General features: G+C 68.6%; 18 protein-coding genes. 9 read left to right on the plus strand and 9 right to left on the minus strand.

What is annotated here, in order from left to right; translation table 11 throughout:
• Positions 1-20: 20 nt before the first annotated feature.
• The 3 genes from E3O44_RS04565 to E3O44_RS04575 form a co-directional block, all read right to left on the minus strand.
• Positions 21-293 (minus strand): PTS sugar transporter subunit IIB, encoded by a 273-nt coding sequence (locus tag E3O44_RS04565; RefSeq protein ID WP_134532856.1) that lies wholly within the window; start codon positions 291-293, stop codon positions 21-23.
• On the minus strand, positions 290-811 hold the full coding sequence (locus tag E3O44_RS04570; RefSeq protein ID WP_134532858.1) for a PTS sugar transporter subunit IIA: 522 nt from the start codon (positions 809-811) through the stop codon (positions 290-292). Before E3O44_RS04570 ends, E3O44_RS04565 begins: the two co-directional genes overlap by 4 nt.
• A 130-nt stretch (positions 812-941) precedes the next feature.
• Positions 942-2,153, minus strand: coding sequence for an ROK family transcriptional regulator (locus E3O44_RS04575; protein WP_134532860.1), 1,212 nt, complete (start codon positions 2,151-2,153; stop codon positions 942-944).
• Between the two features lie 52 nt (positions 2,154-2,205).
• On the opposite strand from E3O44_RS04575, the gene E3O44_RS04580 reads away from it, so the two are divergent.
• Positions 2,206-4,296 carry a transketolase family protein gene (locus tag E3O44_RS04580; RefSeq protein WP_134532862.1) on the plus strand — a complete coding sequence of 697 codons (2,091 nt, stop codon included), beginning with the start codon at positions 2,206-2,208 and terminating at the stop codon, positions 4,294-4,296.
• A 42-nt stretch (positions 4,297-4,338) separates the two neighbouring features.
• Here E3O44_RS04580 and E3O44_RS04585 read toward each other — a convergent pair whose 3' ends face one another.
• Positions 4,339-5,154, minus strand: coding sequence for an HAD-IA family hydrolase (locus E3O44_RS04585; RefSeq protein WP_241976024.1), 816 nt, complete (start codon positions 5,152-5,154; stop codon positions 4,339-4,341).
• Here E3O44_RS04585 and E3O44_RS04590 point away from each other — a divergent pair.
• Both E3O44_RS04590 and E3O44_RS04595 read left to right on the plus strand, forming a co-directional pair.
• Positions 5,153-7,366, plus strand: coding sequence for a S9 family peptidase (locus E3O44_RS04590; RefSeq protein WP_134532864.1), 2,214 nt, complete (start codon positions 5,153-5,155; stop codon positions 7,364-7,366). The genes E3O44_RS04585 and E3O44_RS04590 overlap by 2 nt on opposite strands.
• 153 nt (positions 7,367-7,519) lie before the next feature.
• Entirely contained in the window at positions 7,520-10,726 is a 3,207-nt protein-coding gene (locus E3O44_RS04595) for a DEAD/DEAH box helicase (protein WP_166792533.1), read from the plus strand.
• Between the two features lie 28 nt (positions 10,727-10,754).
• Here the strand turns inward: E3O44_RS04595 and E3O44_RS04600 are convergent, their stop codons facing one another.
• Positions 10,755-11,285 carry a flavodoxin domain-containing protein gene (locus E3O44_RS04600; RefSeq protein ID WP_134532868.1) on the minus strand — a complete coding sequence of 177 codons (531 nt, stop codon included), beginning with the start codon at positions 11,283-11,285 and terminating at the stop codon, positions 10,755-10,757.
• A gap of 237 nt (positions 11,286-11,522) precedes the next feature.
• Here E3O44_RS04600 and E3O44_RS04605 point away from each other — a divergent pair, with 237 nt between their 5' ends.
• From E3O44_RS04605 to E3O44_RS04615, 3 genes are read left to right on the plus strand one after another with little or no spacing between them, the layout of a single operon-like run.
• Positions 11,523-13,715 carry a putative bifunctional diguanylate cyclase/phosphodiesterase gene (locus E3O44_RS04605; protein WP_166792534.1) on the plus strand — a complete coding sequence of 731 codons (2,193 nt, stop codon included), beginning with the start codon at positions 11,523-11,525 and terminating at the stop codon, positions 13,713-13,715.
• Complete coding sequence (locus E3O44_RS04610) at positions 13,712-15,985, plus strand: putative bifunctional diguanylate cyclase/phosphodiesterase (RefSeq protein ID WP_134532871.1); 2,274 nt, start codon at positions 13,712-13,714, stop codon at positions 15,983-15,985. The genes E3O44_RS04605 and E3O44_RS04610 overlap by 4 nt, the downstream gene beginning before the upstream one ends.
• Before the next feature lie 36 nt (positions 15,986-16,021).
• On the plus strand, positions 16,022-16,621 hold the full coding sequence (locus E3O44_RS04615) for an MOSC domain-containing protein (protein WP_241976025.1): 600 nt from the start codon (positions 16,022-16,024) through the stop codon (positions 16,619-16,621).
• 37 nt (positions 16,622-16,658) lie between these two features.
• Here the strand turns inward: E3O44_RS04615 and E3O44_RS04620 are convergent, their stop codons facing one another.
• Positions 16,659-17,390, minus strand: coding sequence for a DarT ssDNA thymidine ADP-ribosyltransferase family protein (locus E3O44_RS04620; protein WP_166792535.1), 732 nt, complete (start codon positions 17,388-17,390; stop codon positions 16,659-16,661).
• A gap of 436 nt (positions 17,391-17,826) precedes the next feature.
• Here E3O44_RS04620 and E3O44_RS19130 point away from each other — a divergent pair, with 436 nt between their 5' ends.
• Both E3O44_RS19130 and E3O44_RS04630 read left to right on the plus strand, forming a co-directional pair.
• The gene (locus E3O44_RS19130) at positions 17,827-18,285 is read left to right on the plus strand and encodes a GyrI-like domain-containing protein (RefSeq protein WP_166792536.1); all 459 of its coding nucleotides are present in this window, start codon (positions 17,827-17,829) and stop codon (positions 18,283-18,285) included.
• Positions 18,286-18,374: 89 nt separating this feature from the next.
• Positions 18,375-19,130 carry a potassium channel family protein gene (locus E3O44_RS04630; RefSeq protein ID WP_166792537.1) on the plus strand — a complete coding sequence of 252 codons (756 nt, stop codon included), beginning with the start codon at positions 18,375-18,377 and terminating at the stop codon, positions 19,128-19,130.
• 37 nt (positions 19,131-19,167) lie between these two features.
• On the opposite strand, the gene E3O44_RS04635 is transcribed toward E3O44_RS04630, so the two are convergent.
• The gene (locus tag E3O44_RS04635) at positions 19,168-19,962 is read right to left on the minus strand and encodes an endonuclease/exonuclease/phosphatase family protein (protein ID WP_241976027.1); all 795 of its coding nucleotides are present in this window, start codon (positions 19,960-19,962) and stop codon (positions 19,168-19,170) included.
• Between the two features lie 138 nt (positions 19,963-20,100).
• On the opposite strand from E3O44_RS04635, the gene E3O44_RS04640 reads away from it, so the two are divergent.
• A complete protein-coding gene (locus E3O44_RS04640) occupies positions 20,101-20,499 on the plus strand; it encodes a DUF7144 family membrane protein (protein ID WP_241976028.1) in 399 nt (132 codons plus the stop codon).
• Here E3O44_RS04640 and E3O44_RS04645 read toward each other — a convergent pair.
• Complete coding sequence (locus E3O44_RS04645; RefSeq protein ID WP_134532877.1) at positions 20,481-22,865, minus strand: HAD-IC family P-type ATPase; 2,385 nt, start codon at positions 22,863-22,865, stop codon at positions 20,481-20,483. The genes E3O44_RS04640 and E3O44_RS04645 overlap by 19 nt on opposite strands.
• 136 nt (positions 22,866-23,001) lie before the next feature.
• Positions 23,002-24,021 carry an LLM class flavin-dependent oxidoreductase gene (locus E3O44_RS04650; protein WP_134532879.1) on the minus strand — a complete coding sequence of 340 codons (1,020 nt, stop codon included), beginning with the start codon at positions 24,019-24,021 and terminating at the stop codon, positions 23,002-23,004.
• Positions 24,022-25,388 lie beyond the last annotated feature (1,367 nt).

Raw genomic sequence — 25,388 nt, forward strand, 5'->3', positions numbered from 1 at the left:
TCTGGTTGAGGACGACGTGCTCAGTCGAGTGCCTCGGTGAGCTTGTCGGAGATTTCGTCCAGGTCGAAGAAGTTGTCGATCACGATGACGGTCGCAGGTACGTCGCCGATCTGCGGAGCCAGGTCCGCCGACGTCAGGACGATCTCCGCGTCCCTGGCCATCCCCCGGGCGACGCCGATGTCGGCGGCCTCGACATCCGCGTCGATCCCGAGAGTGCGCAACACCTTCTCGGTGTTCATCTTGAGCAGGACAGAGGTCCCGATGCCCATACCGCAGACGGCGATGATCTTCATGAGGTGGCCTTCCCTTCCAGGGATGAATCAGTGTGAGAGCGGTCGGAGTGAGAACGGTCGAAAGCGACGAGGAGCGCGTGCACCTGCGCCGGCGATTCCGCGGCCGTGAGTTCGGCGAGGGCATCGGCGTCGAGCAGCAGCGCGGCGAGTGCCGACATGATGCCGAGATGGCTGTCGTGGTCGGGCGCGGCCAATCCGAGCACCAGTGAGACGGGGTCGTTCTTGGAGTTTCCGAACGGGATCGGAGTCTCGAGGCTGACCCAGCTCATTCCGGCACGCAGAACGGCCGGAGAAGGTCGCGAATGAGCGATGGCGAGGCCGGGAACGATGACGATGTACGGTCCGAGGGTGTCGACTGCGGCGAGCATCTCCGCCGTATAGGCGGAGGTCGTGACGCCGCTTGTCGTGAGCAAGTCGCCGGCGAGCGTGATCGCGGCCCGCCAATCCGCCGCCACTGCGTGCGTGAGGATGGCGTCTTCGGGAAGCCCGCCCGAGAGACCAGTTGTCGTCACCGTCATCGTGCATCGCTCCTTGGTTCCGGGCCCTGGCCCGTGACTGCTCTGTCCGTCCGGCCGTGCCGGTGTTACCTCCTGAGCCTAGCCACCCTGCGGGGCTTTCGTCTACAAGTAAACGAAAGTCGGTTCGTCATTACGGCACGATGCGAACCTGGACGGCACCGGCCCGGCTGCCGGAACGCGGGGTGCGGGTGAGGGCACTGATGCGCTCCGTGGCGAAGAGGGCGTCCTGCGCCACCAGGGACGCCCCGAGGATGCCTGCCTTGTTGCCGAGTCTGGACTGCGCCACGACCAGGCCTTCTCCCGAGAACGCCCGCGCTCCGGCGAGCAGCGTGTCCCGGATCGCCGAGAGGAACGGGTCCCCCGCCTCGGCCAGAATTCCCCCCACGACGATGATCTGGGGGTTCAGCAGGCCCGCGACGTCCACGAGGGCAGTGCCGATCTCCTGCCCGGCCGCTGTCAGGAGCTCGACGGCATCCGGGCTGGCGAGACGCGCCAGTGCGACAATGTCCGAACTGGTGCGGACGCGGTAGCCACGCTCGTTCAACCGCCGCCGGATGGCATAGCCGCTGGCCACTGTTTCGAGGCATCCGCTGCCTCCGCAACTGCAGGGCTCGGAACCGTGGCGGTAGCGGTGGGCGACATCTCCGGCGCCCCCGCGGGCACCGCGGTACACCCGGTCGTCGAGAACGAGTCCGCAGCCGATCCCGAGCCCGAGCTTGAGCACGATCAGGTCCCGATACTCGGGCCAGCCGAGACGCGACTCGGCAACCGCCATCACGTTGACGTCGCGGTCTATTGCGAAGACTGCGGAGTATTCTTCCGGAAAATAGTCTTTTACCAGCACATCAGCCCACTGCTGATCGAGCTGTGGCGAGGCAAGGCGCCCGGTCTGCGCATCGACCGGCCCGGGAACCCCGACGCCGATTCCTCGCACGTCGGCGCGGGACTTGCCCAGCCGGGGCAGCAGGTAGTCGAAGACCTGCGTCGCCCAGGTGAAGACGGCGTCCGGGCCTTCCCAGAGGCCGATATCGGCCTCGTCCTCCACGAGCACGGTCGAGATGAGGTCGGTGATCGCGACCCGGGTGTGGGATCCGCCGATGTCGACGCTGAGAAGGAGTCCGGCGTCTTTGTTGACGGCGAATTTCTCCGAGGGACGTCCGCCCCCGGACTCGCGCTGACCGGAAACCACGATGATGCCGGCGGCCAGGAGGTCGTCGAGGCGCCGGGCCAGGGTGATTCGCGACCAGCCAAGCCGTTCGATCAGTTCAGTGCGTGTTGTCGCTTCGCCACTCCTGATCAGGTCAAGGGCCACACCGGATCCGGTGGAGGGGACATGCGCCACGATTTGCTCCCATCGATTGACTTAAGTTTACTTATATACCAATGTGAGCTGCATGACCACAGTCAGCTATCTTCCCACCCGCACCGATGTCGTTGCACCTGATCCTGCCGAAGCCAGGGCCGTGGCCGCGGCCATCGCCATTCCCGCCCATGTCGTACAGTCCAAAGGACATGGGCATGCTGGAACGGCGATGGCGCTCGCGCCACTCTCCCACGTGTTGTTCTCCCGTGTGATGCGTCACAGCCCAGCCACGCCGATGTGGGCGGGCCGTGACCGGTTCGTGCTCAGCGCCGGTCATGCCAGCCTCCTGCTCTACACCCAGCTCTTCCTCACCGGGTACGGCCTCACCCTCAACGACCTCGCCTCGAGCCGGAGGCTCGGCTCGGTCACCCCCGGCCACCCGGAGCGAGGTGTCACGGTCGGCGTCGAGATGAGCACGGGCCCGCTCGGCCAGGGCGTCGCATCCGCCGTCGGCATGGCGCTCGCCGCACGTCGCGAGACGGCCGTCTACGGCGCGGGTACCACCGTCTTCGATCACACGATCTGGGTACTCGCAGGAGACGGATGCCTGCAGGAAGGGGTGTCGGCGGAGGCGTCGAGTCTCGCGGGGACACTCGGCCTCGACAACCTCGTATTACTGTGGGACGACAACGGGATCACGATCGACGGGCCGACCAGCGAGGCCTTCGCCGAGGACGTGCGTGCCCGGTACCGCGCATACGGCTGGCGGGTGCTGGACATCCCCGATGCCACCGATCTCGACGCGATCGAGGGCGTGCTCCGTGTCGCGAGCGACCGTTCGGCAGCCGGCGGACGACCGACCCTGGTCGCCGTGTCGAGCGTCATCGGGGCCCCCTCCCTGGCCTTCGGCGGGAAGTCTGCAGCTCACGCCGGCGGGTTCGGCGAAGACGAACTCGCGAAGATCAAGGAAACGCTGGGCTTTGCTCCCGACGCCGCTCTCGCCGACCTGGTGACGCCGGAAGCCCTCGCCTTCTGCCGCAGGGCGATCGCCAGGGGTGCAGGTCTCGAGGCTGAGTGGTCGAGGGACTATGACCTGTGGGCCGCGCGGAACCCGGAATCCGCGGGCGCTCGGCTTGCGGCATACGCGGGTACCGACAGCGCCAGGGCTCGTGCCGTGCTCGACGACGTGGCCGGTGGTCTCCCTGAACCCGGAACACCCGTCGCGACCCGTAAGGCCAATGGTCGGGCCGTTCAGGCGCTCTCCGCGGCCTGGCCACTCTGGGGCGGCTCAGCCGATCTCGCCGGATCGACGAACGTCGCCGTCGCCGGAGACGCGGTGACCCGCGATAACCCGGGCGGTGAATTCATCCGATTCGGCATCCGCGAACACGCCATGGCGGCGATCCTGAACGGTATCGCCATCCACGGACCCTGGCGTCCGTTCGGCTCGACCTACCTCGTGTTCAGCGACTACCTCCGGCCCGCCATTCGGCTCGCCGCCCTGATGAACCTTCCCGTCGTCTATGTCTTCACACACGACTCAGTCGCTGTCGGCGAGGACGGCCCGACGCACCAGCCGGTCGAGCAGATCGCGTCCCTGCGGACAGTGCCGGGGCTTTCCGTCGTACGCCCGGCAGACGCCACGGAGGCGGTCGCGGCATGGCGCCGCCTCATCGAGCGGCCAGAGGGACCGACGGCGCTGATCCTGTCGCGCCAGGACGTGCCCGTTCTGGAGCACGTCCCCGACCGTGAAGCCCGAGTGGCCAACGGCGGCTATGTCGTCTGGCAGCAGGGCAACGGACTGGACCTGGCCCTGATCGCCACCGGTAGCGAGGTGGCCCTGTCCATCGAGGCAGCCGGGATCCTCGCCCGGGACGGCATCCAGGCCCGGGTGGTCTCGATGCCGTGTGTCGAATGGTTCGCGGATGCCGGTCAGACGTACATCGACTCCGTCCTGCCGCCGGTGGTGACGGCCAGGATCGCCGTCGAGGCCGGTCGCGGGGATGCCTGGTGGCGCTGGACGGGATCTCGTGGTGATGTCGTGTCCATCGAGTCGTTCGGGGAATCGGGAAGCGGGCCCGAAGTGATGCGCTTGCGCGGGATCACTCCGGGGCACATCGTGGCCGCGGCGAAGGCATCCATCGCCCGGTGCGCCGGCGATCCCCGCCCGCTCTCGCGCTGAGCGCGCACGGAGCGCCGCTCCCCCCGCCCGTCCGGCTGGGGGCTACTCGGGGAGGAGCTCGAAGACGATGCCGGTGTCGCGGACGCTGATCCGCAGGCGGTCGAGGCTCGGCACGACGAGGTCGGCGTCGAGCTGGTCCATGGTGTGCGTTCCGGCGACACCGATCGTCAGGCATCCGGCCGCACGACCGGCTTCGAGGCCGGCGGGGGCGTCTTCGACCACGACGCAGCGGCGCGGGTCGGCGCCGAGCAGCTCTGCCGCCTTGAGGAACGGCTCAGGGAACGGCTTGCCGCGCGGGGTGTCGTCGATCGTCACGACCGTGGCGGGCACAGGGAAGCCGGCGGAGTCGAGCCGGCCGAGGCACAAGGACCGGGCGCACGAGGTCACAATGGCGCGGCGGCTCTCGGGAATGCTCTGCATCAGTTCCGCGGCGCCCGGCAGGATCTCGATGCCCTCGAGGTCGTCGAGTTCGAGTTCGAGCACCCGGGCGATCGACCACTCGATCTTGTCCTCGGGGACCAGGCGGGCCACCATCTGCCGGGCGGGCACCCCGTGCTCGGCACCGGTGAACGACGGGCCGAGGCCCGCTTCGGCACCCCAGCGCATCCACGCCCGGTTCACCGCCCGCGTCGAGTCGACGAGGGTGCCGTCCATGTCGAAAAGGACGGCGTCGAAAACCCGGCCGAGGAGAACGTGCCCGGCGGCGCCATCCGTGCTGCTGCCCGTGCGGTTCTCTGTCGTGCTCGCGGCGGTGGTGAGGCCCTGCTCCATGCTGTTTCCTTCCGTGAAGCCGCGATAGCCGGCTTCGGTACTCCCCCAATTCTCCCTCGTCGGAAGCCTCACTACGCTGAACACCATGACAACTGCTCCCCTCGGACCTCCCCTCGCCGCGAAGAAGCCCGTCGAACGACTGCACCACGACGACCTCGTGATCGACGACTACGAATGGCTGCGCGACAAGGAGAGCCCGGAGGTCCTCGCCCATCTCGAGGCCGAGAACGTCTACACGGATGCCCGCACCGCGGGGCTCGCACCGCTCAGGGAACAGCTCTTCGACGAGATCAAGGCCCGCACCCGCGAGACCGACCTCAGCGTGCCCGTGCGGGAGGGCCGGTGGTGGTATTACACCCGCACGGTCGAGGGCCAGGAGTACGGCATCCACTGCCGGGCGCCGATCTCGGGCCCGGACGACTGGGCGCCGCCGATCCTGGACCCCGAAGCCGACGGCGCTGGAACGGCCGGCGTCGATGACGACGGCACCCCGGCATCCGTCGCCCTGCCGGCAGGCCTGCCCGGCGAGGAGGTCCTGCTCGACGACAACGCCGAGGCGGCCGGCCACGAGTTCTACGCCCTCGGCAGCTTCGACGTGAGCGCCGACGCCACCCGCCTGCTGTACGCCGTCGACACCGAGGGCGACGAGCGCTACACGATCCGGGTGCGCGACCTCACGACGGGTCAGAACCTCGCGGACGAGATCACCGACACCGGCGAGGATGCGCTGTTCGAACCGAGTGGCCGTTTTCTCTTCTACACGACCGTCGACGAGGCCTGGCGCCCCGACACGGTCTGGCGGCACGAGATCGGCACCGACGCCGCGAACGACGCCCAGGTCTTCCACGAACCCGACGACCGGTTCTGGGTGGGCATCGGGCTCACCAGGAGCCGCAAGTACCTCCTGATCGAGGCAGGCTCGAGCGTGACCACCGAGACCCGGCTGCTCGACACGAGCGATCCCACCGGCGACTTCGCGGTCGTCTGGGCCCGTAGGGACGGAGTCGAGTACGACGTGGAGCACGCCGTTCTCGCCGGGGAGGACCGGCTCCTCATCGTGCACAACGACCAGGCCGTCAACTTCGAACTCGTCGACGTCGCCGCGGGAGACCCGCACGGCCCGCAGCGGGTCCTGCTTCCGCACGACGAGTCCGTCCGGCTCGAGGGTGTCGACGCGTTCCGCGACTTCGTCATCGCCGAGTACCGGCGCGACGGGTTGACGCAGGTGGCGATCGCGTCCCTCGGGGCTGCGCCGGAGGCATCCGCTTCGATGGCCGGAGCCGCCGGCCCGCTCACCTTCACCGAGCTCGCCTTCGACGAACCGCTCTACACCGCGGGCACGGGGGCGAACCCCGAGTGGGAGCAGCCGACGATCCGGTTCGGCTACACGAGCTTCGTCACCCCGTCGGCCGTGTACGACCTCGTCGTCGGAACCGGCGAGCGCCGCCTGCTCAAGCAGCAGACCGTGCTCGGCGGGTACGACCCGGCCGGGTACGAGCAGCGCCGCGAGTGGGCGACCGCGGCGGACGGCACCCGCGTGCCGATCTCGCTCGTCTACCGGAGCGACCTGGTCACCCCCGGAGAGCCCGCGCCCACGCTCCTCTACGGGTACGGGTCCTACGAGATCAGCATCGACCCGACGTTCAGCGTGTCGCGGCTCAGCCTGCTCGACCGTGGACTGGTCTACGCGATCGCGCACGTGCGCGGCGGCGGCGAGCTCGGCCGGCTCTGGTACGAGCACGGCAAGGAGCTGGAGAAGCGCAACAGCTTCACCGACTTCATCGACTGTGCCCGGCACCTGATCGATGCGGGCTTCTCCTCGCCGGACCGGCTCGTCGCGGAGGGCCGCAGTGCCGGCGGCCTGCTGATGGGCACCGTCGCGAACCTCGCCCCCGAGCTGTTCTCCGGCATCCTCGCCGGCGTGCCGTTCGTGGACCCGCTCACCTCGATCCTCGACCCCTCGCTGCCGCTCACCGTCATCGAGTGGGACGAATGGGGCGACCCGCTGCACGACGCAGCGGTGTACGCGTACATCAAGTCGTACTCACCCGTCGAGAACGTGCGGGACACGCACTACCCGCGCATCCTCGCGGTCACGAGCCTCAACGACACCCGCGTGCTCTACGTCGAACCGGCGAAGTGGGTCGCCCACCTGCGCGAGGTCGGGGCGGATGTCCTGCTCAAGACCGAGATGTCCGCCGGCCACGGCGGGGTGTCCGGTCGCTACGCCCGCTGGCGGGAGATCGCCTTCGACAACGCGTGGATCCTCGATGCGGCCGGGGTGCAGCCGCTGCCCTGAGCCGCGGGAGCGTGAGAGCATGGGGGAATGTCGCAGACCGGGCCCCCTGCACCGGCGCCGGGCTGGCGGATGCGTGCAGAGCCCCCCGCTGGACCGCCCACCGGGACACCGGGGAACGCAGGGACCGCCTCGAGAACCGATACCCCGACCGCGATGGGACTCCAGTTCGAACTCCGCGAGCTGACCCCCCGCACCGATGAACGCTGGCGTGGGCCGACCGCACAGACGGTGACGAGCCTGCGCGGCGGCCATGGCACGCTCAGGCTCGGTGTGCGCCCCGTCGTGCTGAACGCGCGCGGCAACTGGGTGCGCGGCAGTGTGACCTGGAACAAGATGAGCTTCCACATGAACCGGCTCGCCCTCAATCCCGAGCACACCCGCTGGCTGAGCGAGCTGTGGGCGTTGAACCGCGCGGTGCGCGGGGTGTACACGAACCAGGAGTCGGACTGGCTCTACCTCGACGATTTCGAGAGTTCCCTGCTCTGGGCGCACCTCGGCGAGGCGCGTCGCCTCGGGATAGCGCTCGTCGGCACGAAGAAGGGCGTGACCGTCTCGGTGGGGTCGGAAGCCGTGGTCGGACTCGACGTGACGCAGGCCGCGGCCGCGACCGCTGCCACCGCGCGGGCGGCTGCCTCCGGCGGGCCGACCGGCCTCCGCCTGACCACGACACTCACGATCGACGGCACTGAGCAGCCGCCCGCCCAGGCCGGCGCGATCGGCAGCCACGGCGTCTACGTCTACTCGCAGACGACGCCCTCGGCCTCGCTGCCGACCTCGACCTCGACCGCGCCGAAATCCTCGCCCAGGTCCCCGGCCCTCGCCCTCTCGTTCCTCCTCGCCCCCACCCGCGGCCCGCTCAGCCCGGAGCAGACCCGCCTGCTCGGGCTGCCCGCCACCGTCGCCGTGCCCGCGTCCGAGACGGCCGAGTTCCTCGGCGACTTCTACCCGAGCCTCCGCCACGCGCTCCCGGTGACGAGCACGGATGCCTCGGTGAGCTTTCCGGAGGCCGCCGCTCCCCTCCTGGTGCTCACCGTGCGCTTCCTCCCGAAGCAGGCGCTGAGCCTCGCCTGGGACTGGGAATACCGCGAGGGCCGGGCCGTCACGCGCGTCCCGCTCGGCCACGGCCCCGACTCCGGCGGCCGGGACGCGGCCGCGGAGGCCGCGCTCCTCGCGGCGGTCGAGTTGCGGACCCAACACCTTCCCGAGCGCCGCGACGGTGTCTTCTCCGCACCTCAGCCGGGCAGCGCGCCCGGCTCGGCCCCGGACACCCTCCGCGGGCTCGACGCGGCCGAGTTCACCGCGGACGAGCTCCCCCGGCTCGAGGAGCTGCGGGGGCTGCGAGTCGACCGGATCGGCGCGGAGCCCGGCTACCGGGAGCTCACCGCGACGCCGGAACTGACCATCACGACGGTCGAGACGAACCAACGGGACTGGTTCGACCTCGGCGTGATCGTCACGATCGACGGCCGCACGGTGCCGTTCGGCCCGCTGTTCAAGGCGCTCGCCCAGGGCAAGCCGAAGCTGCTGATGATCGACAACACCTACCTCTCGCTGCGCCAGCCCGCGTTCGAGCGCCTGCGGACGCTCATCGACGAGGCCCGCAGCCTCACCGAGTGGGAGACCGGGCTGCGGATCAGCCGCTACCAGGCCCAGCTCTGGGCCGAGTTCGAGGATCTCGCCGAACACACCGAGCAGGCCGCCGCCTGGCGGTCAGCGGTGTCCGGGCTGCTCGAACGCACCCGCGCGGTCGACGACGACGACGGGCACGGCCTCCTCGAACCCGTGCCGGTGCCCGCGGGAGTGACCGCGACCCTGCGCCCGTACCAGCTCGACGGTTTCGCCTGGCTCGCCTTCCTCTGGAAGCATCGCCTCGGCGGAATCCTCGCCGACGACATGGGCCTCGGCAAGACGCTGCAGGCGCTGGCCCTGATCGAGCACGCGACGCGCGAGACCGACCCGGGAACCGCACCCGGACCAGAAACCGCACCGGGTTCGGCACACGCGCCGGCAGCACCGCGCCGCCCCTTCCTCGTGGTCGCGCCGACCTCCGTCGTCTCCAACTGGATCGCCGAAGCCGCCCGCTTCACCCCCGGCCTCCGCGTGCACGGCGTCGAGACCACCCAGTCGACCGTCCTCGGCCGCGGCGGCACCACACTGGCGGATGCCGCCCTGCACCACGACGTGATCGTCACCTCGTACACGCTCTTCCGTCTCGACTTCGCGGCCTACCGCGCCGAGGGTTGGGCCGGGCTGATCCTTGACGAGGCGCAGTTCCTGAAGAACCACGCCTCCCGGCTGCACACCTGCGCCCGTGACCTCGACACACCGTTCAAACTCGCCATCACCGGGACGCCGATGGAGAACCGGCTGCTCGAACTCTGGTCCCTGTTCGCGATCGTCGCACCCGGGCTGTTCCCGTCCGCCCGCAGGTTCAGCGAGGAGTACGTGCGCCCGATCGAGAACCGCGACGAACACGGCCTGCGACCCGCCGACACAACGGACGACGGAGAGCGACCCGGAAACCCGGCGCTGGTCTCCCGGCTGCGCCGCCGCATCCGCCCCCTGATCCTGCGCCGTACCAAGGACGTCGTCGCCCGCGAACTCCCCGAGAAGCAGGAGCAGGTGCTGCGGATCGAACTGAACCCCCGGCACCGGGCGCTCTACGACACCTTCCTGCAACGCGAACGACAGAAACTTTTCGGGCTGATCGAAGACCTCGACGCGAACCGGTTCATCGTGTTCCGATCGCTGACCCTGCTGCGGATGCTGAGCCTCGATCCGTCCCTGCTCGGCGACACCTACGCGGACGTGCCATCGAGCAAGCTCGACGCCCTCTTCGACCAGCTCGACGACGTCGTCGCCGAGGGCCACCGGGCGCTCGTGTTCAGCCAGTTCACGTCGTTCCTCGGCAAGGCCGCGGCACGACTCGACGCCCAGGGCACCCCGTACTGCTACCTCGACGGCTCGACGCTGAAGCGCTCCGAGGTGATCGACCGGTTCAAGAGCGGCACGGCGCCCGTGTTCCTGATCAGCCTCAAGGCCGGCGGCTTCGGCCTCAACCTGACCGAGGCGGACTACGTGTTCCTGCTCGACCCGTGGTGGAACCCGGCGACGGAGACGCAGGCGATCGACCGCACGCACCGCATCGGCCAGACCCGAACGGTCATGGTCTACCGGCTCGTCGCCGCGGACACCATCGAGGACAAGGTGATGGCGCTCAAGGAACGCAAGGCGCGGCTCGTCGGGTCTGTGCTCGACGGCGCCGGCCTCGACGGTTCGGCGCCCGACGGCGCTGCGGCGGCAGCGGATGCCGGCGACGACTTCACCGCAGACGACATCCGGGCGCTCCTCGCACCCTGAGCGCCGCCGGCGGGCGACCGAGCCTGCCCTACGCGGACGCCGGCAGCTCGGCGGCGATCGTCGCAGCCCAGGCGTCGATCGCGACCCAGTCACGGAAGTCGCCCTCCGGGAGCAGCTCCCGGCCGGCCGGGATCATCCGCACCAGTCGGTCGCGGCGGCGCAGCGCCTCCGGGTTCAGCGCTCCGAAGAACACCTTGGTCCCCTGTGGTTCGAGTGCGGCCACGAACTCGTCGAACTGCTTGGGCTCGGCCTCGAGGATCAGTTCGCGTCCCTCTGCATTGCGGGTCGCGGTGCCGAGCGGGCCGCTGCTGAACAACCAGAGCGGGCGGGAGGTGAGCAGCTCGAGGTTGCCGCGCACGAATTCGACGGCGTCCTTCCGCCAGGAGCCCATGTATGCGGCGCTGCCGATCACGAACGCGGTGTACCGGTCGGGAGTCTCGACGACCGAAACGGGTTTCGCCTCGGCGTCACGCCCCGCCTCGCGCAGCTTCCGCGCGATCCGCTCGGCGATCCCCTCCGTGGCACCGTACTTGCTCGAATACCCCACCAGAACCACCACGGTCCGCCTCCTGTGCCTTAGGTCATGCCTGCACTGCCATTCTGCTCCTCCCCGCGACTGCGGCGGCCCGGCAGACCGCCCCTCGTTCGGGTGGCCGTGACGGATTTCGGGGGCCTCCCCGCTGATATGCTGGGCACACGCAGGCGGAGGGCACAGGTAACCATGACAACTCTGGCTCGCCACCTCGGCACTTTCGCTCGGTACGTGGCCTCATCAGGCAATTGGCTTGTCTGGTTCATGTGCATCCTGCTTTCCGCCTATACGGTCGGGCTCGTCGCGCAGGGCTCGGACTTCAGCCCATTCGTCGATGTCTGGCTCGCGATCATCACGAAGCTGAGCCTCGTCGCCGTGGCGTGGACCGCCGTCGTGCGCGCGGGCTTCGACCGCCGCGAAATCGTGTTCTCGGCGAGCGCCATCACCCTCGTGGTGGCAGCGGACAGCTACGCCTACTTTCGGCCAGGTGACTCCGACCAGTCCCAGACCCTCCCCGACATCGGATACTTCTTCTTCTATCTCCTGATCGTCGCCGCGATCGTGACCCTCGCACGCCGGCAGCGCCGCGCCCCGGGCTGGCCGGTCCTCCTCGAGGGTGCGATCGGGATCCTCGGCGCCGGCTCCGTTCTTGCGGCACTCCTCACCCCGATCCTCTATTCCGCCGACACCACCATCGAGGCCGGCGCGACCGCCGTCGTCGTGACCTACCCGCTGTTCAATGCGATGCTCGTGCTCGTGATTGCCGGCACTGCCGCGACCCAGGGGCCAGATCCCCGCAGGCGCTGGATGCTGCTCGTTCTCGGGCTGATGATCTTCTCGGCGACCGAGATCGTCTACCTCCGCATCGGAGAGGCCTACGTCACCGGCACCTCCCTCGACGCGGGCTGGGCGATCGGACTCGGCCTCGTCGCCGTCTGGATCGATTCCTCGTCGCGCCAGACCGGAACGCACAGCCACGCCCAGGACAGCATCGCCGCCGTCGCCGTGCCGGTCGTGTCGACGGGCGCGGGCCTCGGGGTGCTGATCCTCGCGAGCCAGGTGCCCGTGACCGGCTTCGCCATCGCGCTGGCCGCGACCGCCCTCGCCCTCGCCTCCCTCCCGCTCGTCTCCCGGCAGATCGTGCTGCGGCGCCAGGCCCGGACGGACGACCTCACCGGGCTGCCCAACCGACGCGCCCTGTACGGCGATGTCACCGCCCGGATCACGAGGGAACCCCGGCGTCGCCGTGCCCTCCTTCTCCTCGACCTCGACCGGTTCAAGGAGGTCAACGACAGCCTCGGGCACAACGCCGGCGATCGTCTGCTCGTGCAGGCCGGTATCCGCCTGTCGGACCAGCTGCGCGAAGACGACCTGCTCGCCCGGCTCGGCGGCGACGAGTTCGCGATCCTGCTCGACGACGTCGGACACGGCGAAGCCGTCGACTTCGCCATCCGGGTGCGCGCAGCACTCGCCGTGCCGTTCACCCTCGAGGGCATCGCCCTGCAGACCGGGGTGAGTGTGGGCATCGCCCTGTACCCGGACCAGGGCAGCGACCTGACCGGGCTGATGCGCAAGGCCGACATGGCCATGTACAAGGCGAAATCGACCAGAAGCGGCCACCACGTCTACCGCAGCAACGACGACAGTCACGGCGATCTGCGTCTGCGCACCCTCTCCGAGCTGCGGCTCGCCCTCGAGGACGACCAGCTCATCGTGCACTACCAACCCAAGATCGACCTCGCATCGGGGAGCGTCGCCGGCATCGAAGCCCTCGTGCGCTGGCAGCACCCCACCCGCGGGCTGCTCTTCCCCGACCAGTTCCTCGTGCTCATCGAGGAGGCCGGGCTCATGCACGCCCTGACCCAGCGGGTACTCGCCGTCGCGCTCGACCAGGCGAAGGTCTGGACCGCCTCCTGGACCGGGGACCTGCCCCTCTCGATCGCCGTGAACCTGTCGGCGAGTTCCCTCGTCGACGCCGAGCTCCCCGAACGGATCGAAAACCTCCTCGCCGAGCGTGGTCTGCCCGGCTCGGTGCTCGAACTGGAGATCACCGAGGACTTCCTGATGAGCGACCGGGCACGAGCCAGGGACATTCTGGCCAGACTCCGCGCGAACGGCATCAGTATTTCCATCGACGACTTCGGCACCGGCTACAGCTCGCTCGCGTACCTCCGCGACCTGCCCATCGACGAACTGAAGCTCGACCAGTCCTTCGTCTTTCCGCTCAAGGACGACCCGCGCGCCGCTGCGCTCGTGAAGTCCTCGATCGAGCTCGCGCACGGCCTCGGGCTGCGCATGGTCGCGGAGGGCGTCGAGAATGCCGCCACCTACGAGGCCCTCGCCGCATTCGGCTGCGACCAGGCCCAGGGGTTCTTCATCTCCCGGCCCATCCCGGCGGATGCCTTCGACCAGTGGATCGCGGACCGTCGGTCGGTCGCGGAGCCGGTCGCGTCATGACGATCCTGCGCGGAGGCGCGCGCACCCTGAAGTCGCCGGACGGAGCCCCGGAACCCTCCGCCGGGCAGCCGTCGAGCCGTCCGCTGTGGATCATGGGCGTCCCGCTCGCAATCTACCTCGTGATGCTCCTCGGCAAGGGCAACGGTTACCGGGTCCTCGTCGACTTCGTCGTCGTCGAGCTCGTGGGAGTGGCGGCCGTCGTGGTCTGCTGGACCGCCGTCCGCCGGGCCGGCTTCGTCCGGCGGGAAGTGACGCTCGCCGCCGCCGCGGTCACCTGCAACGTCCTCGGCGACATCAGCTTCACCGTCTCCACCCGATTCTTCGGGGGCCCCGGCTCCCCCTCGGTCGCCGACGTGTTCTATCTGGCCTTCTACGGCCTGATCCTCTCCTCCCTTTTCGTCACCGCGCGGCGGCAGCTCCGCAGGGTGCCCTGGTCGGTCTTCCTGAACAGCGCCGTCGGCTCGGTCAGCGTCGCGGCGTTCATGGCCCTCCTGCTCAACCCGGTGCTCGTCGCTGCATCCGCCGAACCGTTTTCCCTCGAAACGGTCATCAGCCTCGCCTACCCGTTGCTCGACCTGCTGTTGATCGCGGCCATCGCGGGAGTTGCCGCACTGTACGGCCGGCACGCCGGGCGCGCCTGGGTCGCCCTCATCGCAGGCCTCGTGATCGTCACGGGCGCCGACGTGATCTACGCGCTTCTGGACGGCGGCTACGCCCTCGGCACCCTGCTCGATGCCAGTTGGGCGATCGGGCTCGTACTCGTCGCCGTCTGGGTGGACCGGGCGTCGTACCCCGTGATCGGGTCGGCGCGGGAACCGAACGGTGTGATGGCGTTCGTCGTTCCGGCGATCGCGACGGCCGCGGGGCTCGGGATCCTGATCTATGCGACCCAGGTCCACATTTCGGCGCTCGCGATCGGTCTCGCCAGCATCACCCTGGCCCTCGCCGTCTTCCCGATGATCTCCCGGGAGCGCGGGCTGAACCACCTGTCCCGCACCGATGACCTGACCGGGCTGCCGAATCGCCGGGCCATGTATTCCGACGTGGCTGCGCGCCTCGCCTCCGACCGGAAGCAGGGCAGTGCGCTCCTCCTCCTCGACCTCGACCGGTTCAAGGAGGTCAACGACAGCCTCGGTCACGACGCCGGCGATCGGCTCCTCGTGCAGGTGGGCGTGCGCCTCGCGCGCGAGCTCGGTCCGCTCGACCTGCTGGCGCGGCTGGGCGGCGATGAGTTCGCAATTCTCGTCGCACGGAACAGGGATGGCGAGGCATCCGCCCTCGCCGATCGGTTGCGGGCGGCGCTGGCCGTGCCCTTCACCCTCGAGGGAATTTCCCTGCAGACGAGTGTCAGCATCGGCATCGCGCTGTACCCGAGCCACGGCCGCGATCTGAGCGCCCTGATGCGCAAGGCCGACACGGCGATGTACGTGGCGAAGTCCTCCGGCAGCGGGTTCCACGTCTATCAGTCCGACGACGACCGGCACAGCGAGGTGCGCCTGCGCACCCTGCAGGAGTTGCGGGACGCGCTCGTCGAAGGCCAGATCACCCTGCACTACCAGCCCCGCATCGATCTCGACACATCGGAAGTCACGACCGCCGAGGCCCGGATCCGCTGGAATCACCCGGTGCGCGGACTGGTGCAGCCCGCCGATTTCATCGATCTCATCGAGGACGCCGGCCTCGTCAGGGCGCTGTCGGAAATCCTGCTCGTGCAGGCGCTCGATCAGGTGGTCGTCTGGCGGAACCGGGGACTGGACCTCGGCGTCGCGATCCGGCTTCCCCCGGCCGCCCTGATCGACGCCGGACTCCCCGAACACCTCGGCGCCATGATCGCGAATCGCGCGTTGCCGCCGTTCGTGCTCACCCTCGAGATCGGCGAGGAGTTCCTGCTCGCCGACCAGTCCCGGGCGCGCGCGGTGCTCAACCGGTTGCGGGGTCAGGGCGTGCGGATGTCCATCGACGACTTCGGGACGGGCTACAGCTCCCTCGCGCTGCTCCGCGACCTCGCCATCGACGAACTCCGCCTGGACGAATCGTTCATCGTGGCGATGGGGCACGACGAACGCTCGTCGACGCTCGTCAATTCCGCGATCGCCCTCGCCCACAGCCTCGGGCTGCGGATGGTCGCGGAAGGCGTCGACAACGAAGAGGCCTATGCGGCCCTCGTACGGTTCGGCTGCGACTCCGCCCAGGGCGACCTGTTCGGCGAGCCGCTCCCCGCCGCCGAGTTCGATGCCTGGCTGGCCGCCGGCCCCGGCCGCCGACCCTGACGAATTCGTCAGGGGGTGGCATGCCAGAATCGTCTCATGGTGACTACTCCGCCCGAACAGCCCACACCACACCACCCGCACGCAGAGCCCGCTCAGGGCGCGGCGGTCGTGTCGGTCAGCCTCGATAACGCGCACCACTTCAGCAAGCCGGCCGCGCCGCGCATCCGCCTGCTCGAAGGGCTCGGCGTCGAGGGCGACGTGCACGCGGGGGTGACCGTGCAGCATCGGTACCACGTGAAGAAGGACCCGACGGCGCCGAACCTCACCCAGGTGCACCTGATCCCGGCCGAGCTCTTCGACGAGCTCGCGCGCGGCGGCTACACCGTGCGGCCCGGCGAGCTCGGCGAGAACGTCACGACGACGGGGATCGACCTCACCGCTCTCCCCCGCGGCACCCGGCTGCACCTCGGCGCCAGTGCCGTCGTCGAACTGACCGGCCTGCGCAACCCCTGCTCACTGATCAACGGGTACCAGGGCGGGCTTATGAAGAAACTCATCGCCACGGATGCCGCCGGTCGCATCACCCGCAAGGCCGGTGTGATGAGCGTGGTCGCGTCCGGTGGCGCGGTCGAGCCCGGCGACGCGATCCGGATCGAGCTGCCCGAGGGGGACCAGGTCCCCCTCGGCGTGGTGTGACGGGCGCCGGTCCCGGCCTGGGCCGGGGTCTGCCGGCCTAGGCCGTGACCGTCTCCGAGGCGTGGAACCACGGCGGGTATACGGCGACCTTCGGGCGGTGACCGGATTCGGCGAGGATGCCGCGCACTACGTCGCGGACCTTGTCGTTCGCGACGGCGACGATGGTGACGAGTTCGAACGGGAAGGTCTCCTCGACGAGGAGTTCGGCTTCGAGGAGCGCTGCGGCATCCGTCGCGGCACGCAGCCGGCGGAGTACCCTCTCGCTCGTTTCCGGCGTCGTTCCGACCCGGGTCAGGGTGCCTGCCGCGTCCCCGTCGGTGACGGCGACGATGCCGAGAGCGGCCTCGCCCGGTCCTGACTGGGCCTCGACGACCTTCTTCACGGTGCTGACCAGGATCACGAAGTCGAAGTTCTCGGCAGACGGGGCATCGCTGGACAGACGCGGGTCACCGGTGTTCGTGAGGATGTTGTCCCAGATGGTCGCGTTCGGCGAGAGGAAGAACGGCACGAAGTGTGCCACGGTCGTGTTCTCGGTGCCGTCGATCAGGGTGTTGCGGCGCTTCTCCCGGTTGGGAGCCGACGAGATGTCGACAGCGGGTCGCGCAGCCCAGGCTTCGCTCGCGTCGGCGAGGAGGCCGCCGCTGGAGAGGATGCCCGCGAGGTTGCGGATGTGGGTCAGGTGGTAGATGCGCTGTTCGCCGACGTTGTCGGGGGCGGATTTCGGCCCGATCGACGACTTCGCCCTGGTCGAGGGGCGGGGGCGGGTCACACTCGTCGTTCCGGAGGCGGCGCTCGCTGGAGCGCTTCGCAGCGACGGCGGCTTCGAAGCCGACTTCGAGCGGACCGGCGATGGGGCGGACTTGGCACGGCTCGCGCGCACAGCCGGTGCCGCTGGCACAGCCTCCGGAATCGGTTTCGGGAAACAGAGGGCGCAGAGGCCTCCTTCGAGTCCGTGGATGCATTCGTTGCTCAAAGCCAGAAAACCTCTCGTGTTCGTGTCCCCCACATTCTTCGAATACCCGTGTTCGAAGACCACGAGTCAACGCTACGGTGGTTTTGACCTCAGCGGTTACCGGGATCGACCCGCATCCGGGTTGTCGGTGCAGAATCGCCACGCTGGTGGACCTTACTTCGATACGGGCCGCGGTCTACTCTGGGCCGCATCGGGCCCGTCCGGGGCCCCGCCGCGGACCAGGGAGAGTCAGATGCAGGCCGAACAGATCACCCTCGAACCACGCACGTTCCTCGGAGTCCACGAAGTGATCCCGATGAGCAGGCTGACCGAATACTTCGATCGCGCCTTCAGGACCTCCGCGGCCGAACTCGGCAGGATGGGGGCCCACCCGAGCGGACCGCCGATCGCGCTGTATCACGGCGCCCCGACGGATGCCGCGGTCGACGTGACCGCCGGATTCCCCGTTATCGACGACGTCAGTGCGACCAGGGCCGTGGAGGTCGTGCACCTCCCGTCCGGTCCGGCGGTGGAGACGTTCCACGTGGGCCCGTACGAGACGATGACCGAGACGTATGCGGCCGTGACGGACTGGATCGCCGCGCAGAAGCTCACCGTCGCCGGGGACATGTGGGAGGAGTACCTGGTGGGTCCGGACTCCGAACCGGACCCCGCGAACTGGCGCACCCGGATCGTGTTCCCGCTCGCCTGAGCCGGACACGCTGGCAGGAAACGCGGGCGCAACAATCGCCCTCTAGCATGGGCACGCAACCTGCGACCATGACGAGCCAGGAGAAGGCGATGACACGAAGCTCCCGCTGGGAACGCGCGACGGACACCCCCCTGCTGGCTCTCGGTATTGCGTTCCTGATCGCATACGCGACCCCGATCATCGCGCCGGAGATCAGCCCCGGCTGGCACCTGTTCCTCGAGTGGATCGAGATCGGCACGTGGGCGGCCTTCGCCACCGATTTCGTCGTTCGGGTGAGCCTCGCGGAGGATCGCCGCGCGTTCGTGCGCACGCATGTGCTCGACCTGCTCGCGGTCGCCCTCCCGCTGTTCCGGCCCTTGCGGGCCCTGCGGGTGGTCTCGGTCGTGATTCTCTCCACGCGCAGGCTGAGCAAGGTACTCAAGAACCGCGTGATGACCTACGTGGGCATCACGGCCGTGTCGGTCTGGTTCATCGCGGGCCTCGCGGTGACCGACGCGGAACGGAACGCGCCCGGCGCGAATATCGTCACGGTGTGGGACGGCTGGTGGTGGTCGTTCATCACGATGGCCACCGTCGGATTCGGGGACCACTTCCCCGTCACGATCGACGGCCGTCTTGTCGCGGTCGGCCTCGTGGTCACCGGGATCGCGCTGATCGGCACCATCACCGCATACATCGCGTCCTGGTTCGCCACCGCCAGCCGCGAGGCCGAGGAGGCGATCAAGGTCGAGCTCGGCGTGAACGAGGACAAGCTCGACGCCCTCACCGTCGAGATCGGCGAGCTCAAGGCCCTCGTTGAGCGGCTGGCCGGTCGGCCGCTCCCGGTTCCGCCGCCCACGGACTGAACCGCAGGGCCAGCCCTGCGGGCCGAGATCGGTTCGATCAGATGTCGAAGTCCGCGACGGTTGGCGCGGCGGTCGTCGTCGCGGTCCTCGACGACGAGCGGGCGGCATCCGTCTCGCGAATGCTCTTCCGGGCGCTCTGCCGGAGGGTCTGCGTCGGCAGATCCTCGGTATAGGAGGAGGTGACCATGATCGGCATGTGGTCGGACGTGCCGCGCGGGAGGGTCTCGACGTTCTCGATGGTCAGGCCGACCGAGGTCGCGAGGTCGAAGTGCCCGCGGAAGAATCTGTAGCGCGTGTAGGTGCGGGTGTCGCTCAGCGTGAGGTCGTACCCGGACTCCGTGACCTTGTCGCCGAGGTTGCCCTTGAAGATGGGGTAGTTGTAGTCGCCGACCATGAGCGTCGGGAGGCCGGGGCCGAGCCGGCTGAGTTCCTCGTGGGCCGAGCGGATCTGGTTGCGGCGCAGGGAGTTCCGGGCGGTCAGCGGTGCCGCATGGAAGGACGCGACGACGAGCTCGCGCTGCGCCTCCTTGTCGACGAGCCGGGTGCCGATCAGGCGCTCGTGCGCCGGACGCAGCACCATGTCGTGCAGGGACTTCTTGAGCGCGAAGGCCTGCGAGGTGACGGCGTCGAAGCGGTCCTGGCGATAGTAGATCGCGAGGCCGAGCCGGTTGGTCAGGGTCGAATCGGCGAGGTGCAGCGTGCCGATGTCGTCCGGTAACTCGAGGGTGTCCGCCTCCTGGAGGCAGAGCATGTCCGGCTCATAGGTGATGGACAGGGCGGCGAGTTCGCCGACCGCCCGGTTCTTCCTGAGGTTGTAGCTGATGACCCGCACGTCTCTGACCTGACTTCCGACTCGTGGTGGTGATTCAAGCCTAATGCGCTCAGCTGGGTTGCACCGTGGTCATTGCACAGAGGTACCCTGCATCGGTAGTTTGGTCGCGACGACGGCGAACCCGAGGAGGCCAGGTCCATGACGGTGAAGCGGCCCGGCGGGGTGACGTTCGCGGTCGTGCTGATGTACATCGGCGGAATCATCCAGATCGCCCTCGGAGTCCTGACCATCTTCCTGCGGTACGCACCCGATGTGGCCGCAGACGGGACCACGTTCGCGGTGTCTCTGACGGGTGCCGGCATGGTCCTGTTCGGCCTGTTCGTCGTCGCTCTCGCATCCGGGGTCGCTCGGGGCAGCCGGGTCTCGCGGTTGAGTGCGACGGTCGTGGTCGCACTGGGCCTGGTGCTCATGCTCGCGGACCTGATCGTCACGGACGACGGGGACTGGTCCGGCGTGGCGATCCAGGGCGTCGTCGTCGCGTGCGTGGTCCTGCCGTTGTGGACGGGGGCGGGGCGCCGCTACTTCGCGAGGCGCTGACCGAGGGCCCGCTCCGCATCGCGACGGGCGATGCGTCGGTGGGCGAAGCGCACGATCTCGATGAGCGCGATGCACACGACGGAGGTCGCGAGCACGAGCACCGCCGTTGGCAGGGTGGGGTCGACGAGCTGCAGGAAGCTGCGGCTGATCGGCAGCGCGTACATCAGCACGAGCCCGACCATCATGGCGCCGATGACGAGGCCCTTGAACCGGGTCACGGGCCGGGAGAGCACCACGAGGATCCAGAGGCCGATGATGGTTAGGATGAGCGTGGAGCCGCTGCGGATCTCGGCCTCGGGGATGTGGAGATTCGCGGCGAGTTTGGAGTACGTGGCGAGGCCGAAGGTCACGGCGACCCCCGCGGGAATCGCGAAGGTCAGCGAGCGGCGGAGGAAACCCGGCACGTAACGCTGCGCATTCGGGAGCAGCGCGAGGAAGAAAGCCGGGATGCCGATGGTGAGCCCGTCGGTCACGGACAGTTGCCGGGGCAGGAACGGGAACGGCAGCAGCAGGATCCCGAAGGTGATCGCGAGGAACGTCGCGTACGCGGTCTTGGTGAGGAAGAGCATCGAGACGCGTTCGATGTTCGCGATCACCTGGCGTCCCTCCGCGACCACGCTCGGCAGATGGGAGAACCGGCCGTCGAGCAGCACCAGCCGGGCGACCGCCTTCGTCGCGGCCGCTCCGGAGTTCATGGCGATCCCGATGTCGGCCTCCTTGATGGCGAGGGCGTCGTTCACGCCGTCGCCGGTCATGGCGACCGTGTGCCCGGCCGCCTTGAGCACGACCACGATCCGCTTCTTCTGGTCGGGGGTGACCCGCCCGAAGACCAGATGCTCGCCGAGGACCGCGAGGAGGTCCTCGTCCCTGGTCGGCAGTTCCCTGGCGTCGAAGCCGTCCGGAGCGTCGAGGCCCACCTCGCGGGCGATCGCGGCGACGGTGTGCGGGTTGTCGCCGGAGATGATCCGCACACCGACGTCCTGCGCCGCGAAGTAGGCGAGGGTTGCGGCGGCGTCCTCGCGGATGTTCTCCCGGAAGGTGAGCAGCACGACCGGAACGGCGTCGCCGGGCACGGTTTCGTCGTGAGTCGGCGTGCCGTGGGCGAGCACGAGGGTGCGCCGACCCGTGGCCGCGAGGTCGCGCGCCGCGCCGGCGACCTGTCGGAGGCTGGGACTGTCGGACTCTCCCCCGGGGAAGACCATTTCCGGCCCGCCGAGGACCCACATGCCGTCGCCGAATACGACGGCACTCCACTTGCGGGCGGAGGAGAACGGGACTCGGTCGACCGGGTCCTCGCTGGGCGGATCGGTGAAGCGACCGGCCAGGCTCCGTGCGGTCGCGTTGGCATCGTGCTGCGCCCCGTACCAGGCCAGGACGCCCTCCCACCCGGCGACCGGTGTCAGCGGATGCGTCTCGTCGAACACGATGTCGCCCTGGGTCAGGGTCCCGGTCTTGTCGAGACAGATGATGTCCACTCGCGCGAGTCCTTCGACCGCGGGCAGTTCCTGCACGAGCACCTGCTGCCGGGCGAGCTTCACGGCGCCGACGGCGAACGTGATGCTCGTCATGAGCACGAGTCCGAGGGGCACCATCGCGACGACGGCGGCGATCGTCGCGGTGGCCGCATCCCGCCACGCGCCGCCCGCGGTCGCCTCCTCCCAGCCGCCTTGCGCGACCATCTGGGCGTTCAGCACCAGCAGGGCGATCGGACCGATGATCCACGCCACCCACTTCAGTACCCGGTTGAGGGAGGTCCTGATCTCCGAGGCGACGAGGGAGAACCGTTTCGCTTCGGCCGTGAGGGAGTTCGCAAACGAGTCGGCCCCGACCCGGTCGACTGTGGCGGTCCCCTCCCCGGCCACGACCACCGAGCCGGACAGCACCCGGTCGCCGGGCGCCTTGTCGACGGCATCCGATTCGCCGGTCAGCATCGACTCGTCGATTTGCAGGCCGCGTGAGCCGGCCACGATCGCGTCGGCGGTCACCTGGTCGCCTGCGCGCAGCACGAGGGTGTCGTCCATCACGACCGCGGCGACGTCGATCTCCTGCTCGCCGCCGTCACGGAGCACCCGGGCGTGCGGGGCGTTGAGGAGCGCCAGCCGGTCGAGCGCCCGCTTGGCCCGGTATTCCTGGACCGTGCCGATGATCGCGTTCGCGATCGCGCTGAAGCCGAACAGGGCGTCCTGCCAGCGGCCGATCGCCAGCAGGACGAGGAAGCAGGCCAGGATGATGCCGTTGAACAGCGTGAGCACGTTCGCGCGCACGATGCTCCACACGCTGCGGCTGGTGTCCTGCACGAAGGCGTTGGTGCGCCCTGCCGCGACGCGTTCGGCGACCTCGGCGGCGGTCAGCCCGGTGTGCGGCATCCCGTGTCCCTTTCGGCCCGTGTGCCCCGATGCCGGGCCGCGTGGCCCGGTGCGATCACGGTACGACGTGGGCCGCGTTCACGCTAGCCGGGACAGCGAACTTTCTCGCGCCGGTCGCGTGCCCGTCTCAGGAGGCTCAGCGCCAGCCGAGGCCCGGAGCGACATGGGTGACGATGCTCTCGAGGAGGCGCGCGTTGTAGGCGACTCCGAGCTGGTTGGGGATCGTCACGAGCACGGTGTCCGCTGCCTGCACCGCGGCATCCGTCGCCAGTTCGGCGACGATCTGGTCGGGCTCGCCGACGTAGCTCTTGCCGAAACGCGCAAGACCGCCATCGAGGTAGCCGACCTGGTCCTCGGATTCCCGGCTGCCCGGGCGGCCGAAGTAGGCGCGGTCCTCCTCGGTGACGAGCGGCAGGATGCTGCGGCTCACCGACACCCGCGGCGTGCCGGCATGCCCCGCAGCGGCCCAGGCTTCGCGGTAGATCGCGATCTGCTCCGCCTGCAGGTCACCGAACGGGACGCCGGTGTCTTCGGTGAGGAGCGTCGAGCTCATCAGGTTCATGCCCTGCTCCCCCACCCACTTCGCGGTCGCCCGGGTGCCGGAGCCCCACCAGATCCGCTCGCTGAGCCCTGGCGCCTGCGGCTGGATCGGCAGCCGGGCGGTGCCAGCCGACATCTGCGGGTTCGGGGTCGCGATTCCCGCCCCGATGATCGCCGCCCGGAAGATCGACGTATGCTCGCGGGCGACGTCTGCGTCGGTCTGCCCCTCAGCGGGACCGTAGCCGAAGTTCTCGTAGCCGCGCAGCGCGGTCTCGGGCGACCCGCGGCTGATTCCGAGCTGGAGGCGCCCGTTGCTGATCAGGTCGGTGATCGCGGCTTCCTCCGCCATGTACAGCGGGTTCTCGTAGCGCATGTCGATGACGCCGGTGCCGAGTTCGATCCGGTTCGTGCGCGCGGCCATGGCCGCGAGCAGCGGGAACGGCGAGGCGAACTGCCTGGCGAAATGGTGCACGCGCACGTACGCCCCATCGATTCCGAGTTCCTCAGCGGCGACCGCGAGCTCGACCGTCTGGAGGAGGGCGTCGCGTGCCGTGCGGGCGAGGGAACCCCGCACTGCCTGGTGGTGGCCGAAAGAGAGGAATCCGATGCGCTTCATGCCCGGTGCAGCGCAGACGGGTCGCCGGGTATTCCCGGCAGCCCGTGCCGCAGCACTGTTCCCCGGACCGGACGACCCCAGACTCGTCCGAGCCCCAGTGTGGCACCATAGACGCCCCAAACAACAGAGAGGCCCCGGTCGCCGTTCTGGCGATCGAGGCCCCACTATCTTTCGTTGCTACGCGAGCGGGAAAGGCGCCCCACTCAAAATCCACCACTTGAGGACATGATCGATGATGACGGCGACTCCGATCAGGATTGACACGAGAGCCTTCGTCCGGCGGAGGCCAGATACATGCCCTTCGTGCCCAGAATTGACCTCATAGTGGCAAATATGGTCACTCTTTGTCGTATCGTTGGCAGGAAGAGCCGCCGCTGCACGGTCTGGCTTCCTTCCGGTAGTTCTTCGAGATTTGGTCAACTAGTCTCCTTGCGTTGGCGGAACTGGTGAATGGAACGTGCAATCGATGTTGGAGTCGATGCGGGGGTACTTCTAAAACACGATCTCTCCCGGTCAACAATCGACCGGGAGATTTCGTCTTTAACGTGTGGCGCAGTAAGTCTTCATACGGAGTCTCTACTGCGTTTGCGTGCTCTCAGAGTACCTGTGACCAAGCACACCACGGGGTGGAATCATGTTCGAAAGAGGCGGTCTTCGAAAAGGAAACCGTGCGCGCGAACATTCGAATCTGTGGATAACTTCCGGCGCCGACGAGGCGCCTAGCACCTTTCTGGGTCGATCTGTGCGACGCGCAGGACGAGAATGGTTTGCGCACAACGCCGCACATGTCCGCATAGAGGCATATCGGCCCCCACACAGCGGACAATTCGACCATCACGTTCGCCTTGCCTCCCACACACCTTCAGCGATCCACCGCCAATTCGCGTATCCGTAGCCGACTGTGGATAACGTCCCAACTAATCGGCAAACAGAGATTTCCCAGAACGGGGTCCTAACGGCGCGTCGCGGCCTCATTTACTGAGAGAAGACCCAAAACGACTCCCGCACGATCATCGTGAGGTCGCATATGGGACACCGCTGGACGACCACGAGCCCGCATCGAGTCCGAACCGCACCGCCGTTCATTTCTCCGGAACAGGGAGGGCACGGCGGACCTCTCCAAATGAGGTCGCCGTCCATGACCGCATCATGCGCCTCTCAGCGTCAGCACGCGGAGTCGCATCGACGGGCTTCTTAACGACTGGAGTCGGCGAGGCGTCCGCCGCAGCTTATTCGCGCGAGAGTTAGGTAAATAGAGCCCCACCGACGAATGCTAGGAACGCTATGCCAACGATCAGTGGCGCCGGTCCATCTTCGAGCATCACGATTCCCGCCAGCGTGACGATTGCGCCAAGCGCTAGGCCCGC

Origin of the sequence: Cryobacterium algoricola (assembly GCF_004402485.1) — a bacterium.
Lineage (GTDB): Bacteria > Actinomycetota > Actinomycetes > Actinomycetales > Microbacteriaceae > Cryobacterium > Cryobacterium algoricola.

Coding starts and splice junctions, on each gene's coding strand:
- E3O44_RS04565 (WP_134532856.1), bottom strand. CDS start 293: ATGAAGATCATCGCCGTCTGCGGTATGGGCATCGGGACCTCTGTCCTG.
- E3O44_RS04570 (WP_134532858.1), bottom strand. CDS start 811: ATGACGGTGACGACAACTGGTCTCTCGGGCGGGCTTCCCGAAGACGCC.
- E3O44_RS04580 (WP_134532862.1), top strand. CDS start 2,206: ATGACCACAGTCAGCTATCTTCCCACCCGCACCGATGTCGTTGCACCT.
- E3O44_RS04590 (WP_134532864.1), top strand. CDS start 5,153: ATGACAACTGCTCCCCTCGGACCTCCCCTCGCCGCGAAGAAGCCCGTC.
- E3O44_RS04585 (WP_241976024.1), bottom strand. CDS start 5,154: ATGGTGTTCAGCGTAGTGAGGCTTCCGACGAGGGAGAATTGGGGGAGT.
- E3O44_RS04595 (WP_166792533.1), top strand. CDS start 7,520: ATGGGACTCCAGTTCGAACTCCGCGAGCTGACCCCCCGCACCGATGAA.
- E3O44_RS04605 (WP_166792534.1), top strand. CDS start 11,523: ATGTGCATCCTGCTTTCCGCCTATACGGTCGGGCTCGTCGCGCAGGGC.
- E3O44_RS04610 (WP_134532871.1), top strand. CDS start 13,712: ATGACGATCCTGCGCGGAGGCGCGCGCACCCTGAAGTCGCCGGACGGA.
- E3O44_RS04615 (WP_241976025.1), top strand. CDS start 16,022: ATGGTGACTACTCCGCCCGAACAGCCCACACCACACCACCCGCACGCA.
- E3O44_RS19130 (WP_166792536.1), top strand. CDS start 17,827: ATGCAGGCCGAACAGATCACCCTCGAACCACGCACGTTCCTCGGAGTC.
- E3O44_RS04630 (WP_166792537.1), top strand. CDS start 18,375: ATGACACGAAGCTCCCGCTGGGAACGCGCGACGGACACCCCCCTGCTG.
- E3O44_RS04640 (WP_241976028.1), top strand. CDS start 20,101: ATGACGGTGAAGCGGCCCGGCGGGGTGACGTTCGCGGTCGTGCTGATG.
- E3O44_RS04645 (WP_134532877.1), bottom strand. CDS start 22,865: ATGCCGCACACCGGGCTGACCGCCGCCGAGGTCGCCGAACGCGTCGCG.
- E3O44_RS04650 (WP_134532879.1), bottom strand. CDS start 24,021: ATGAAGCGCATCGGATTCCTCTCTTTCGGCCACCACCAGGCAGTGCGG.